This window comes from Arthrobacter sp. Rue61a, assembly GCF_000294695.2.
GTDB lineage: Bacteria > Actinomycetota > Actinomycetes > Actinomycetales > Micrococcaceae > Arthrobacter > Arthrobacter aurescens_A.
Window position 1 is genome coordinate 1387531 of the sequence record NC_018531.1, and the last position, 13739, is coordinate 1401269.

Here is a 13739-nt window from a genome sequence, read left to right on the forward strand (position 1 = left end):
TCCCTGAAGGATTTCCAAGGAGCGTCCCTTGACTGCCGTATCAACTCCCGCGTCACTGCAGCGGTCCATGCATGCCATGGACAACGCGGAGGTGTTGCGGATCCGGAATGATTTCCCGGTGCTGGACCAGCTGGTCAACGGCAAACCCTTGATCTACCTCGATTCCGGCGCTACATCGCAGAACCCGCTCAGCGTGATCGAAGCTGAACAGGAATACTACGAGCAACGCAACGCCGCCGTTCACCGCGGCGCACACCACCTTGCTGTGGAAGCCACCGAAGTATTTGAGGACGCCCGTCAGACCGTGGCGGACTTTATTGGTGCGCAGTACGAGGAAACCGTCTGGACCTCCAACGCCACGGAGGGCCTCAACCTCATCAGCTACGCGCTGTCCAACGCTGCCCTGTGGGCTGCGCAAGGCCGTGGCGGTTCCGCCCTGAAGGACCTCGCGATTGGTCCGGGCGACGAGATCGTGGTCACTGAGATGGAGCACCACGCCAACCTCATCCCCTGGCAGGAACTGGCCTTCCGGACAGGGGCCACTCTGAAGTACATCCCCGTGACGGACCAGGGGACCCTCCGCCTCGATGCAGCCGCCGACATCGTAGGGGAGCGAACCAAGCTCCTGGCCTTCACCCACGCCTCGAACGTGCTGGGCACCATCAACCCCGTAGCCGAGCTTGTAGCCATGGCCCGACGCGTGGGCGCGTTGGTGGTCCTGGACGCTTGCCAGTCCGTTCCGCACATGGCCGTAGACGTCAAGGACTTGGACGTCGACTTCGCCGTATTCTCGGGGCACAAAATGCTGGCGCCCACAGGAGTTGGCGTTCTGTACGGCAAACAGGATCTCCTGGATGTCATGCCACCATTCCTGACGGGCGGCTCCATGATCACCACGGTCACCATGGAACGGGCGGAGTACTTGCCGGCACCGCAGCGGTTCGAGGCCGGAACCCAGCGCATCTCCCAGGCCGTGGCGCTCGCAACCGCCGTGAACTACCTCACCGAGACCGGCATTGACCGTATTCACGCTTGGGAAACGGCTCTTGGCCAGCGCCTGGTCAAAGGCCTTGAAAGCATCGACGGCATTCGCGTGGTGGGCCCGGCATCCGGTGCCGAGAGGATCGGCCTGGCAGCCTTCGACGTCGCCGGTGTGCACGCGCACGACGTCGGACAATTCCTTGATGACCGCGGCATCGCCGTCCGCGTCGGTCACCATTGCGCCCAGCCGCTGCACCGCCGCCTGGGCCTGACGGCAACCACCCGGGCGAGTACCTACCTTTACAACACCACGGACGACGTCGACGCTTTCCTCGACGCAGTTTCGGGCGTCAGGGCCTACTTCCAGGCCTGACACGCGGCACAGGCCCCTGGCCGTCCAGCCGTCAACCAACGATTTTCCCCAGATAGGCAACAAGCATCATGAGTCTTGACCAGCTGTACCAGCAGATTATCCTGGACCACTCCAAGCAGCGGCACGGCAGCGGGCTGGCACAAACGGATGCCCCGGCCGATACTTCCACCGGTCAATCGCACCAGCTGAACCCCGTATGCGGGGATGAAGTGACGCTGCGGCTCGCAGTCTCCGACGGAACTGTCCAGCAGATCCGCTGGGACGGTGCCGGCTGCTCCATCTCCATGGCTTCGGCGTCGGTGCTCAGTGAACTCGGTGAAGGCATGTCCGTGGAGGAACTGCACGCTGTCATCGACAACTTCCGCGAGGTTCTCCGTTCACGCGGAAAAGTACAGGCTGACCCCGAGATTCTGGGCGACGCCGCCGCGTTCGAAGGAGTGGCCCGCTACGCGGCCCGCGTGAAATGCGCCATGATCTCCTGGGTTGCCGCTGAGGACGCCCTCAACCAAGCCACCGCGTAGCTTCTACCGGAGCACCCCCGCATCAGGCGCGGGCAAAGACGTCGGGTACCCCGTCGCCGTCGTCGTCCCGTTCTTCATCTGCCTGCACTTGGCGGTAGCGCCGATTGCGGGCCCTAAGCACAACGGCGGCCAGCAGCGCCGAGATCAAGGAACCTGCGAGGATGGCCACTTTGGCGTGGTCGTTATGGGCGGAGCCGGCGCCGAAGCTCAATTCGCCGATCAGCAATGAGACCGTGAAGCCGATGCCAGCCAGCAATGCAAGCCCGAAGAGGTCGATCCACGCGATGCTGGAATCCAGGCTTGCGCGGGTGGTTTTGGTGACCAGGAACGTGGTGCCGAAGACACCAACGGCCTTGCCCACCACCAATGCTGCAACAATCCCGAGCGCCACGGGGTCCCTGAGGGCGGCTCCCATGCCGTCCAACCCGCCCAAGGCCACGCCTGCGGAGAAGAACGCGAAGACAGGTACCGCAAAGCCTGCCGAGAAGGGGCGTAGTTTGTGTTCGAGGTGCTCGGCCAGGCCCTCGGCTGGTTCTCCCTTTTTCCCGCTGGCCAGAACAGGGACGGCGAAGCCCAACAACACACCGGCCACGGTGGCGTGGATGCCGGAAGCGTGGACGAAGCCCCACGTGGCCAAAGCAAGGGGCAACAAGAGGTACCAGCTACGGATCCGCTTCTGCACAAGGAACGTGAAGAGGGCAAGCGGCACCAGGGCGGCCAAAAGCATGAGCGGCTGGAGCCCTGTGGAGTAGAAGAAGGCGATGATTCCGATGGCGATCAGATCGTCCACTACGGCGAGGGTCAGCAGGAACGTCCGGAGCGCGGCGGGCAGGTGCGTGTTGATGACGGCCAGCACCGCAAGGGCGAAGGCAATGTCCGTGGCTGTGGGAATGGCCCAGCCTTTGAGCGTTTCTCCGGCAGTTCCGAGGTTGAAGAGAACGTAGATCAGGGCCGGCACCACCACTCCGCCAACGGCTGCGGCGACGGGGACTACGGCGCGGGCTGGTTTTCGGAGTTCGCCCGCAACGAATTCACGCTTAAGTTCAAGCCCAGCGAGGAAGAAGAACACCGCCAGCAGGCCATCTGAAGCCCAGTGGCCAAGGCTCAGCTCAAGATGCCAGGGTTCGTAGCCGATCTTGACGTCTCGAAGTGCGAAATAGCCGTCCGCTGCAGGGGAGTTCGCCCAAATGAGCGCGACCACGGTAGCTGCAAGGAGGAGGGCGCCGCCCACGGTTTCCGTGCGGAGGATCGAAAGGATCCTGCGGTACTCGGGGTAGCTGGAGCGGGAGAAGACTTTGCCGGTCTGGGAAGAGTTGTTCGGCAGGCGGGGACGGTCAGCCACGAAGGCTCCTTCTATGGTGTGCGGGCATGGATAATGACTCCGCCGACCAGACTTCCCGGCACACCAACAACCATCTTACCAACTGGGGGACAGCACATATTCCAATGAGGGCTCATAGAGCATGTGCTGTCCGCCGGTTGGGACGAGCGTTAGGCGACGAGGCCCGCGATCCCGATGGCCGCCGTCGCGAGCCCGAGCACCATGGAGATGGTGACCAGCACAACGTGGACCGTGAGAAACTTGGTGGCTTTCCCGGCGGCGTCGCGGGCGCGAGGGTCCTTCATGACGCGCTTGAGGAACTGCGGCCACACAACCAAGGACCAGACACCGGCAACGATCAGGACAACCGCCAGGATGCCGGGGATCTCCACGCTAGTGGCTTTCGAGCCAGGCCTGCGCCTGCTGCGACTGGATGCCCAAGGCCTTACCGACCATCGGCTCGGCAGCGTCAGCGATCTTGCCACCGAGGAACGGAACTGAGGAGGTCACGTTACCCTCGAGCTCGATCCGGGTGCTGCCGCCCTCGGCGACCAGGCGCTGGACCGCGGTGACATCGAGCGGAGCGCCCGAGATCTTGAGGGCAATGGTGCTGGCACGTGAACCGTCGGCAGCCGGGGCTTCCCACTTCTCGGTTTGGGTGACTTTCAGGGTCTCGCCAACGAACTTGCGGGCGATGTCCGGCAGACGGGTTGTGGGCAGCGTGCGAACCGTGGTGGTGGTGAACGCGCCTGCAGTGTCGCCGTCGACGGTGAACGATTCCAAGGAGCCGCCCACGTATTCGCTGGTGTGACGCAGGAAATCTTCGTTGACGAAGACGGCAGCTACGCGGTCAACGCTGTGGGGCAGGGTGGTGGATGCACTCAGGGCCATGGGTCCTCCGTGGTGGTTTGTGGTGAAGCTTTTTAGCTCCCAACATCCTACGGGGTCTCGGTGGACACGCCTGAACCGGCCTCCTGGAGGGTAGTGGCCGCGGCCGAAATGTTGCGGGCCATTGAGGGAAAGATGAACCCGTGGAAGGGATACACGCCAAGCCAGTACAGCCTTCCGGCCAGGCCCCGCGGAAAGAAGATGGCGCGTTGCTTGTAGAGGCTGCCGGCGCCGTCGGGCTCCACAGCCAACTCAAGCCAGGCGCCGCCCGGGGCACGCATCTCGGCTCGCAAACGCAGCAGATGCCCGCGGTCGATCGCCTCCACCCGCCACCAGTCCACTACCTCGCCGGTGTTCAGCGTCCGGGGGTGTCGGCGACCCCTCAAAAGCCCTGCACCGCCCTGCAGTTTGTCCAGCCAACCTCGGACCCGCCAGGCCAAGGGAAGGGAGTACCAGCCGTTCTTGCCGCCGATGCCCTCAATGATGGTCCACACATGTTCAGGCTTGGCCTCGCTGTGGAAGGTCCGTTCGTCAAGGAACACTTTGTACCCGGCCCAGTCGGGGTCGCTCGGCAGGGGATCGGCGTCAATGCCCGCGTTCGCCCACGTCGTCTCAACCTGTCCGTCCCGTTCCTTGCCCAGCGCCAAGGCGACGGCGCGCCGGTAAGACGTCAGGCCGCCGTCGGGCTGTGGAAAGTAATCGTCCACGTCGTGCTCCCGCGACACCGCATCGTGCTGCAGCGATTGCACCAGCGGCAGGGACATGGACAACGGAATGGGCGTCACCAAGGCCACCCACAAGCCCGCGAGCTTGGGCGCCGGCACAGGAAGCGCAATCACCAGCCGCCGGGGGAGCCCTCGTTCCACGGCGTACTCGTTCATCATGTCCTTGTACTTCAGGACATCCCGCGAACCGACGTCGAAGGAGCGGTTCAGCTTCTCCGGAACGGCCGCGGCCGCCACCAGGTAATGCAGGACATCACGGACGGCAATGGCTTCAATCCGGTTATTAACCCAACTGGGTGCCGGCATCACGGGCAAAGTATCGGCCAAGTGGCGGATCATCTCGAACGACGCAGAGCCCGAACCGATCACCACACCCGCCTGGAACACAATGGAATCAACCGCGGATTCAAGGAACACCCGGCCCACTGTCTCCCGGGACCGCATATGGGTGGACAGCTCCGTGTTCTCCGGGTGCAGGCCGCCCAGATAGACGATCCTGTCCACACCGGCGTCAGTGGCCGCGCCAGCCACGAGCCGGGCCATCGCTTCTTCCTTCGCCTCAAAACCGCTGCCGGACGCCATGGAATGGACCAGGTAATACAGGACATCGACGCCGGTCAGGGCTTTCGCCAGGCTTTCGGCCTCGGACAGGCTGTCCTGGATAATCTCCACCTGATCGTGCCAAGGAACATCAGCGATCTTTTGGGGCGTGCGCACCAGGACCTTGACCCGGTGACCCGCCTCCAGGAGCCGGGGCACCAAACGACCGCCGATGTAACCGGTAGCGCCGGTGACCAGCACGGTCTTGGTGTCCTGCGGGGTATTGGAATGCGTAGCTTCCGAAGGCTGCAAAAGGAACTCCTGTGGCTGGGGGTAGAGGTAGGCTGGAATGACCCGGCATTCATCTGAATTTCCGGGCATTTGTGTTGCCTGCCCTTGGACCCACCCTAGGAGTTTCTGCCATGAGCCTCAACGGTCTGCGCCGCGCACTGGCGGAGGACAAGACTTTTGCGCGTGTTCGCACGGAGGCGCAGCGGTCCTTCAACGACCGGAACGCCGACTACCAGATCAGCGCCCCCCAAGGGATGCGCGCGGTGTTGCTGGCCGAAATGGCCGACGCCCTGGCTGCCGTTGGTGCTGATGGCGCGGGCGCTCCTGTGGTCCTCGCCGTCACCGCAACCGGCCGTGAAGCCGAGGACCTCACCGCGGCGCTCGCCTCTTACCTCCCCGCAGAGTCCGTGGCCACCTTCCCCAGCTGGGAAACCCTCCCTCACGAGCGGCTCTCGCCCCGCTCGGACACCGTGGGCCGCCGGCTCTCCGTCCTGCGCCGTCTGACGCACCCCGAAACCTCGACGACGGCCCCCTTGCGTGTGGTGGTGGCTCCGGTCCGCGCCGTGGTCCAGCCCATCGTTGCCGGCTTGGGTGACTTGGTGCCGGTGACATTGCAGGTGGGACAGGAGCGTTCCTTCACCGAAGTTGTCCGTGCCCTGTCCGACGCCGCGTATGCCCGCGTTGACATGGTGACGCACCGCGGCGAGTTCGCGGTCCGCGGCGGCATCCTCGACGTTTTCCCACCCACGGAGGACCACCCCATCCGCGTGGAATTCTTCGGCGATGAAGTGGACCAGATGCGCTGGTTCGCCGTGGCGGACCAGCGCTCGCTGTCCGCACCCGGAATCCACCACCCCACCGAACTGCACGCCCCGCCATGCCGGGAAATCCTGATCACCGCGTCCGTCATGTCCCGTGCAGCCAAGCTCAAGGCAGACATGCCTGCCGCGGCAGACATGCTCGAGAAGATCGCCGGCGGAATCGCTGTTGAAGGCATGGAATCATTGGCACCTGTTTTGGTGGACGCCATGGTGCCGTTCGTGGATCAGCTCCCCGCCGGTTCGCTTTCCGTGGTCATCGAACCGGAGAAGGTGCGCACCCGCGCGCACGACCTCGCAGCGACCAACGAGGAGTTCCTGGAAGCTGCTTGGTCAACGGCCTCCGACGGCGGTGCGGCGCCCCTTGACCTCTCATCCCAGGCGTCCACCGATTTGCACGCTGCCAGCTTCCGTTCGCTCACCGACACCCGCTCGGCCGCCCTGGAACATGGCGTGTCCTGGTGGTCCATCACCTCGCTCGCCTCGGACGAGGACCTGGTCCTGGACATCGATGTCCTCAACATGCGTGCACGCGAACCTCGTGGCTACCAGGGTGACGTGGCTGAAATGCTGGAATTCATTGGCTCCCGCGTCCGCGAGCAGTGGCGTGTGGTGGTGGTGACCGATGGTCCCGGACCCGCCCAGCGCCTGGCTGAGTTGTTCCACGACGCCGAGATTCCCTGTTCCCGCGTTGACTCGCTGGATAAAGAACCCCAGCCGGGCATCATCGAGGTGACCACCGCCGCCGTCGGACGTGGTTTTGTCCTGGACGGCCTCAAACTGGGCCTGCTGACCGAAGCCGATCTGTTGGGTCGCGCCACGGCGAGCTCCACCAAGGACATGCGCCGCATGCCGTCCAAGCGACGCAACGCCGTGGACCCGTTGCAGCTGCATGCCGGCGACTTCGTGGTGCATGAGCAGCATGGCATCGGCCGGTTCGTGGAGCTCATCCAGCGCAAGGTGGCCGGTACGTCGTCCTCCGATGCCGGGCTGCGCGAGTACCTGGTGCTGGAGTACGCGCCCTCCAAGCGCGGTGCGCCGGGTGACCGGCTCTTCGTCCCAACGGATCAGCTGGATCAGGTGACCCGCTACGTCGGTGGAGATGCGCCGGCGTTGAGCAAGATGGGCGGCGCGGACTGGGCCAGCACCAAGTCCAAGGCACGCAAGGCCGTCAAGGAAATAGCCGGAGAGCTGATCCGGTTGTACTCCGCCCGCATGGCGTCCCGGGGCCACGCTTTCGCACCCGACACCCCGTGGCAGCGAGAGCTTGAGGAAGCGTTCCCCTATGTGGAGACACCGGACCAGCTGACCACCATCAACGAGGTCAAAGCGGACATGGAGCGAGAGATCCCCATGGACCGGCTGGTCTCCGGCGACGTGGGCTACGGCAAGACCGAAATCGCCGTCCGGGCTGCCTTCAAAGCCGTCCAGGACGGCAAGCAGGTGGCGGTCCTGGTGCCCACCACCCTGCTCGCACAGCAGCACTACGAAACGTTCACCGAGCGTTTCTCCGGCTTCCCTCTGCGCGTGAAACCACTGTCCCGGTTCCAGAGCAGCAAGGAAGCCAAGGAAACCGCCGAAGGCGTCAAGAGCGGCGCTGTGGACGTGGTGATCGGTACCCACCGGCTGCTGTCCAAGGACTTCCAGTTCAAGGACCTGGGTCTGGTGATCGTTGACGAGGAGCAGCGCTTCGGGGTGGAGCACAAGGAAGCGCTCAAGAAGATGCGCACGAACGTGGACGTGTTGGCCATGAGTGCAACGCCGATTCCCCGAACACTGGAAATGTCGCTCACGGGCATCCGGGAAACGTCCACCCTGGCGACGCCGCCGGAGGAACGCCACCCCGTGCTGACCTACGTGGGCCCGTACACCAACAAGCAAACCTCCGCCGCGATCCGTCGTGAACTCATGCGCGAAGGGCAGGTTTTCTTTGTCCATAACCGCGTCTCGTCAATTGAGCGCATCGCCGCGCAGATCCGCGAGCTTGTCCCCGAGGCCAGGGTGGAAGTGGCACATGGCCAGATGTCCGAGAGCCGCCTTGAGAAGATCATTGTGGACTTCTGGGAAAAGCGTTTCGACGTCCTGGTCTGCACCACCATCATTGAGACCGGCCTGGACATCTCCAACGCCAATACCCTGATCGTGGACGGGGCCGACAAGTACGGCCTCTCGCAGCTCCACCAGCTCCGAGGCCGTGTTGGCCGTGGCCGGGAGCGTGCCTACGCGTACTTCCTGTACCCCTCGGAGAAGCCCTTGGGCGAGGTGGCCTTGGAACGCCTCAAAGCCGTGGCAGCGCACAACGAGCTCGGCGCCGGCATGCAACTGGCCATGAAGGACCTGGAAATCCGTGGCGCAGGAAACCTGCTGGGCGGTGAGCAGTCAGGCCACATCCAAGGAGTGGGCTTCGACCTCTACATCCGCCTGGTGGGAGAGGCTGTGGCCGAATACCGCGGCGAGGCCGAGGAGAAGGCAGCCGAAATGAAGATCGAGCTGCCCGTCAACGCCCACCTGCCACACGACTATGTGCCCGGCGAAAGGCTCCGCTTGGAGGCGTACCGGAAACTGGCTTCCGCCATCACGTACGAAGCCATCGACGAAGTCCTGGCGGAACTCGTGGACCGCTACGGCGAGCCCCCGCTGCCGGCCCAAAACCTCATTGCCGTGGCCCGCTTCAGGGTAGGTGCCCGCGAAGCCGGCCTGTCCGACGTCGCACTCCAAGGCAACTTCATCCGCTTCTCGCCGGCGCAACTGCCCGAGTCCAAAACCATGCGCCTCAACCGCATGTACCCGGGCTCGCAGGTGAAGCCTGCCCTGGATGCGGTGCTGATTCCCAAGCCCAAGACGGCCAGGATCGGTGGACGCGATCTGCAGGACGCCGAGATCCTGCAATGGGCCAATAACGTCATTGAAGCGATTTTCGCTGAAGTACCTGTAAAGGCTGGCTAACTGCATGATGGGAGGACATCACGCCGCGTCGGGAGCCGCGGCGTGGATTGCTATTGCCTCGACAGGCCCGTACGCCTTGGGTTGGTACCCGTTGGACTCCACCGGGATCCTGATCGGCGCCATGGCGACGGCGGGAACTGCTTTGGTGGTCGACTGGGACCACCGCCACAGCACCATCGCGAATTCGCTGCCGCCGCTGTCCAATGTGATTGCCGTGGGGATCGAAAAAGCCAGCGGAGGGCACCGCCAAGGGACACACTCGCTGTTGGGGGCTTCCGCGTTTGTGGTGCTCGCAGCCATGGCGGCCCAGTTCCAAATGGTGACGCCGGTAGGCAAGCTCTCCATAGGAGCCGGGCTGCTGTGCATGTTCATGATCAACCTGGCGGCCAAGGCGTTGAACCTGTTTCCAAAGTCCGGCTGGATCACCAACTGGCTGTTCGCTTTGGTGATGGCCGGCCTAGTGACGTGGTTTGCGCCGGATCAATGGGGTTGGTTGCCGTTGTCCATGCTCACCGGGGTGGTGGTGCACATTGTGGGGGACATGATCACTGTCGGCGGGGTGCCGCTCTTATGGCCCATCGTCATCAAGCCACCCAAGTTCTTGCGGAAATCCATGATCCGGGGGATTTGGCGGCCCAACGGAGCCTTCTCCATCCCGCTGCTGGGGCGGGCCGGTTCCCGCCGTGAGTGGCTGGTCCTGATACCAGTCAGTGGTTACGCCATGGTGGGCATGGGAGCTGCGGCGTGGACGCTGGCGCAACAGCATTGGCCTGGGGTTCTTGCAGCCCTGGGCGGAGTCGTGCAGCTGCCGTAGAGGGACGCCTTCGGCGACAAATTTGGTCGACAAAAATTTGGTCAACAAAAAGGAATGGCCCGGGCGAGTGCCCGGGCCATTCAACGTGATAAGAGGGTTTTAGCTTTCGCCGGCGGAATCTGAGCGGCCGAAAATGGTCTGCGGGATCCAGAAAGCGAGGGCGAACAGGCCGAGGCAGACTGCCATGGGCCAGGGGTTATCCAGGGTGAGGAACGACAACGAGTAGATGGCACCCAGGAAGAGCACGATCATCACCAGGAACAGCACAATGCTGGTGCCCAGGTTGTTCTCTCGTTCAATGGGGGCGCTTGTGGCGTTCTTGGACATTCATTCCTCCTCGGCCCCGCAGGGCTCAAAAATCTCTGACGGCAGCGGAAGCCTTAGTAGGCAGATGAACCCTGTTCACCTTTGACGATCGCAATTCCGGAACTCGCTCCGATACGTGTTGCACCAGCAGCAATCATAGCCTGTGCATCGGCGAGGGAGCGCACTCCGCCTGAGGCCTTCACCCCCAGGTCCGGTCCGACGGTCTTGCGCATCAAGGCAACGTCTTCAACGGTGGCGCCTCCGCCGTTGAATCCGGTGGAGGTCTTGACGAAGTCAGCGCCCGCTTCCACGGCCGCTTCGCAGGCGATGACCTTCTGCTCATCGGTCAGCATGGACGTCTCGATGATGACCTTCAAGATGGCTTCACCGGCGTGAACTGCCTCGGATACGGCCCTGATGTCATCCACCAGCGCACCTTTGTCGTTGGCGCGGGCGGAGGCCATGTTGATCACCATGTCGATTTCATCCGCGCCGTCCAACACAGCTCCGCGGGCCTCGAATGCCTTGACGTCGCTGGGAGTGGCACCCAGCGGGAACCCGATCACCGAGCACGTCAGCACGCCTGAACCCTTGAGGGCTTTGGTGACGGTCTTAACCCATACGGGGTTCACGCATACTGACTTGAACTTGTACTCGATAGCCTCGGCGCACACCTTGAGGACGTCAGCCTCGCTGGCCTCCGGCTTCAACAGAGTGTGGTCAATGTAGGAGGCGATATTTGCGATGTTTGCAGGGGCGACGGCTTCGTTGCTCATGGGATCCTTCCGTGCAGGGCGTGGCCGGCCCGGTGGCCGCAGGGTTGTCACTGCCCGTCAAAGGACCATCTTGCCACATGGGCCGTTGTCCGCTGGGGCCGCCGCCGGCGGCAGGTTAGGCGGCGATCAGCGCCTGCTGATCTTCCTTGCCCGCACCCAGCAGCAAGCCTGAAGCGCACAGCATTGCAGAGGACTCGGCGGAAAGGAGCAAGCCCAGGCGAAGTCCGTCGCATGATGCGGCATCGCCAATCGCCCAGATGCCCGGGACGGATGTGGCGAGGTCGCGCCCCACTGCAATACCGCCGTCGGGGGCTGTTGTGAGTCCGGCACTTTCGGCGAGGTCGTTGCGGGCTGTGCGCTCCTCGGCCAGGACCACCAGATCGCCCTTCATGCTGCTGCCGTCTTCGAACAGGATGCCGCTCGCCGGCAGCAGGCCGCCTGGCGCGGCGGTACCGGTGGAAGGAACGACGGCGGTAGGGCGGAGGGTGGTTCGTACGGGGCGGACTCCGCGGGCCCGCAGCACAGCCTCGGCCTGGCCCGCCGCTGGTCCGTTCCCAACCAGGATCCCCAGGGGGCGGCGGCCCACAATGCGCGTGACTTCCTTGATCGCTTCGCCGATGTTAGCGGCATCGTCGATGGTGGAGTAACTGAGGCCCGACTCGGAGCCCGCCACCGGGGGGAGGGTCGGGGCAGAACCGGTTGCTATGACCAACTGGTCGTAGGAGAACTCCATGCCGTCCACGGTGGTGACTATTTTCGCGTCGGAGTCAATGAAGCTGGCCGCCTGCCCGAAGCGAATTGAGACCTGGGGGAGTTCTGCGAGTTCCAGCAGGGCGTCCGGGCACTCGTCGCGGTTGCTGAGCACGGTGATGGTTCCGTGGAAAGCGCGTTGCCGGGAGTCGGATCCTCCGGCAAGTCGCCGCACCAAAGACTGGGCCGCGGGACCTGCCCCTGCGATGACGATGTGAAGGGAAGATGCGGACGGGATGGCGGACATGTTTGGCCCTTTCGCTCATGTGACCTGCTGTTGGTCTTCAGCGTAGGTGGCCGGTTTTTCGCGGGTGTTTCCCCGCTGTTGCCATCTTTGGCTGATCCGTAGCGTGCCGTTTACCCGCCGGTAATAACGTGGATCACATCGCTTTGGAAAAATGAGGTTTCCGATGAGTGCGGTGGTGGCCTCTAACGTGCCCGGACCCGGCTGTACACCATATCGAAGTCGTGCTCCAGCGGACCCCCGGGGTAGGTTCCCCGCTCCAGGCGGGCGTGGATGGTATTTCCGTCCTCGCTCACATGGCCCACGAATCGCTGGGGCCAGTCCGGGCCATCCCGGAATATCAACAAGACGTTGTCCTTTAGCACCACGTCGTAGATCCGGGCGACGCCTCGTGAATCGAAGTAGTGCTGCTGCAGTGCCCCATCGGAGCCTGTTGCACCGATGACGCTGATCGAGTCGGGGTAGTCCGGTTGTTGAACCGTGGAGCGCTGGATCAGGAAGCCGCCGCTTTCCAGCCACTCGAACGTTGTCCGGCCCTGCACGTCCCTCTCCGGAACGGTGGTTTCCCACTCGCCGATCAGGATGTTCAATTGGTCCACGTTTGATGAGCGTGTCATGGGTCCTCCTGAAGGTATAGCCATAGTGTCCGGCTTGCTGAGCCCTTTGGCGAGCTTTGGACGTCGACGGGGGAAGGCACATCAGGGTGGTAGCTGTCATGATGGGCGCATGAGCCGAGTCACATGCGATCTGACTGTTTCACTCGATGGATTTGTTGCTGGCCCCAACCAGCGCGCGGAGGAGCCGTTGGGCGACGGCGGAGAGCTGCTGCACAGATGGATGTTTGAAGACCCGGAGGCGAACGCACCTGAGATCGAAGGGATTCTCGCGGCCGGTGCCTTCATCATGGGGCGGAACATGTTTGCTGGGCCTGGTCCCTCGGTATGGGACAAGGGCTGGAGGGGATGGTGGGGCGAGGAACCGCCTTATCACGCACCTGTCTTTGTCCTTACCCACCATCAGCATGAGCCGTTGGAAATGGAAGGCGGGACCACCTTCCACTTCGTAACCGACGGCATCGAATCGGCGCTGGCCCAGGCCCGGGAAGCTGCCGGAAACCGGGATGTGGCCATTGCCGGGGGAGCACAAACCGCACGCCAGTTCCTCTCAGCCGGGCTCATGGACGAGCTGCGGCTTCACATTGCACCCATGATCCTGGGCGGTGGCGAGCGATTGCTCGACGGTGTGGGGGACGTGAAGCTGGAACAGGCCGAAGTGCGCGGAACCGGCCTGGTCACGCATGTGCGGTATCGGGTGGTCCGCTAGCCCGGCGGACCTCCTTGTAACTGTCCCCGAAATGGCCCTGGTTTTCACATCGGCGCCTTGATCCGGCGTGGCGTTCCGCGCCTGAGGACGAGGAGCCCGTGATTGGGCAAACAAGGGAAGAG

13 protein-coding genes are annotated in these 13739 nt (G+C 63.5%); 5 read left to right on the forward strand and 8 right to left on the reverse strand.

Features of this window, described 5'->3' with window-relative positions; genetic code table 11:
- Positions 1–28 precede the first annotated feature (28 nt).
- Positions 29–1354, forward strand: a complete 1326-nt coding sequence (locus ARUE_RS06455; protein WP_043469941.1) for a cysteine desulfurase — start codon at positions 29–31, stop codon at positions 1352–1354.
- Between the two features lie 68 nt (positions 1355–1422).
- Positions 1423–1875: a Fe-S cluster assembly sulfur transfer protein SufU gene (gene sufU / locus ARUE_RS06460; protein WP_011774078.1), complete on the forward strand. Its 453-nt coding sequence runs from the start codon at positions 1423–1425 to the stop codon at positions 1873–1875.
- Positions 1876–1897: 22 nt separating this feature from the next.
- On the opposite strand, the gene nhaA is transcribed toward sufU, so the two are convergent.
- From nhaA to ARUE_RS06480, 4 genes are all read right to left on the reverse strand, one after another.
- On the reverse strand, positions 1898–3217 hold the full coding sequence (gene nhaA, locus ARUE_RS06465) for a Na+/H+ antiporter NhaA (protein WP_014921143.1): 1320 nt from the start codon (positions 3215–3217) through the stop codon (positions 1898–1900).
- Between the two features lie 149 nt (positions 3218–3366).
- On the reverse strand, positions 3367–3588 hold the full coding sequence (locus tag ARUE_RS06470) for an SCO4848 family membrane protein (RefSeq protein ID WP_014921144.1): 222 nt from the start codon (positions 3586–3588) through the stop codon (positions 3367–3369).
- Position 3589: 1 nt separating this feature from the next.
- On the reverse strand, positions 3590–4087 hold the full coding sequence (locus ARUE_RS06475; RefSeq protein ID WP_011774081.1) for a DUF2505 domain-containing protein: 498 nt from the start codon (positions 4085–4087) through the stop codon (positions 3590–3592).
- Positions 4088–4134: 47 nt separating this feature from the next.
- A complete protein-coding gene (locus ARUE_RS06480) occupies positions 4135–5730 on the reverse strand; it encodes an SDR family oxidoreductase (protein WP_014921145.1) in 1596 nt (531 codons plus the stop codon).
- 41 nt (positions 5731–5771) lie between these two features.
- Here ARUE_RS06480 and mfd point away from each other — a divergent pair, with 41 nt between their 5' ends.
- Both mfd and ARUE_RS06490 read left to right on the forward strand, forming a co-directional pair.
- Entirely contained in the window at positions 5772–9404 is a 3633-nt protein-coding gene (gene mfd, locus ARUE_RS06485) for a transcription-repair coupling factor (RefSeq protein WP_011774083.1), read from the forward strand.
- Between the two features lie 4 nt (positions 9405–9408).
- Entirely contained in the window at positions 9409–10218 is an 810-nt protein-coding gene (locus tag ARUE_RS06490) for a metal-dependent hydrolase (protein ID WP_014921147.1), read from the forward strand.
- A gap of 99 nt (positions 10219–10317) precedes the next feature.
- Here the strand turns inward: ARUE_RS06490 and ARUE_RS06495 are convergent, their stop codons facing one another.
- From ARUE_RS06495 to ARUE_RS06510, 4 genes are all read right to left on the reverse strand, one after another.
- Positions 10318–10545 (reverse strand): hypothetical protein, encoded by a 228-nt coding sequence (locus tag ARUE_RS06495; RefSeq protein ID WP_011774085.1) that lies wholly within the window; start codon positions 10543–10545, stop codon positions 10318–10320.
- A 53-nt stretch (positions 10546–10598) separates the two neighbouring features.
- Positions 10599–11300, reverse strand: coding sequence for a deoxyribose-phosphate aldolase (deoC, locus tag ARUE_RS06500; protein ID WP_014921148.1), 702 nt, complete (start codon positions 11298–11300; stop codon positions 10599–10601).
- A gap of 115 nt (positions 11301–11415) precedes the next feature.
- Entirely contained in the window at positions 11416–12297 is an 882-nt protein-coding gene (locus ARUE_RS06505) for an FAD-dependent oxidoreductase (protein WP_014921149.1), read from the reverse strand.
- A gap of 182 nt (positions 12298–12479) precedes the next feature.
- Complete coding sequence (locus ARUE_RS06510) at positions 12480–12911, reverse strand: hypothetical protein (RefSeq protein ID WP_011774088.1); 432 nt, start codon at positions 12909–12911, stop codon at positions 12480–12482.
- A gap of 109 nt (positions 12912–13020) precedes the next feature.
- Between ARUE_RS06510 and ARUE_RS06515 the strand changes: the two genes are divergently transcribed.
- A complete protein-coding gene (locus tag ARUE_RS06515; RefSeq protein ID WP_043469945.1) occupies positions 13021–13617 on the forward strand; it encodes a dihydrofolate reductase family protein in 597 nt (198 codons plus the stop codon).
- Positions 13618–13739: the final 122 nt, after the last annotated feature.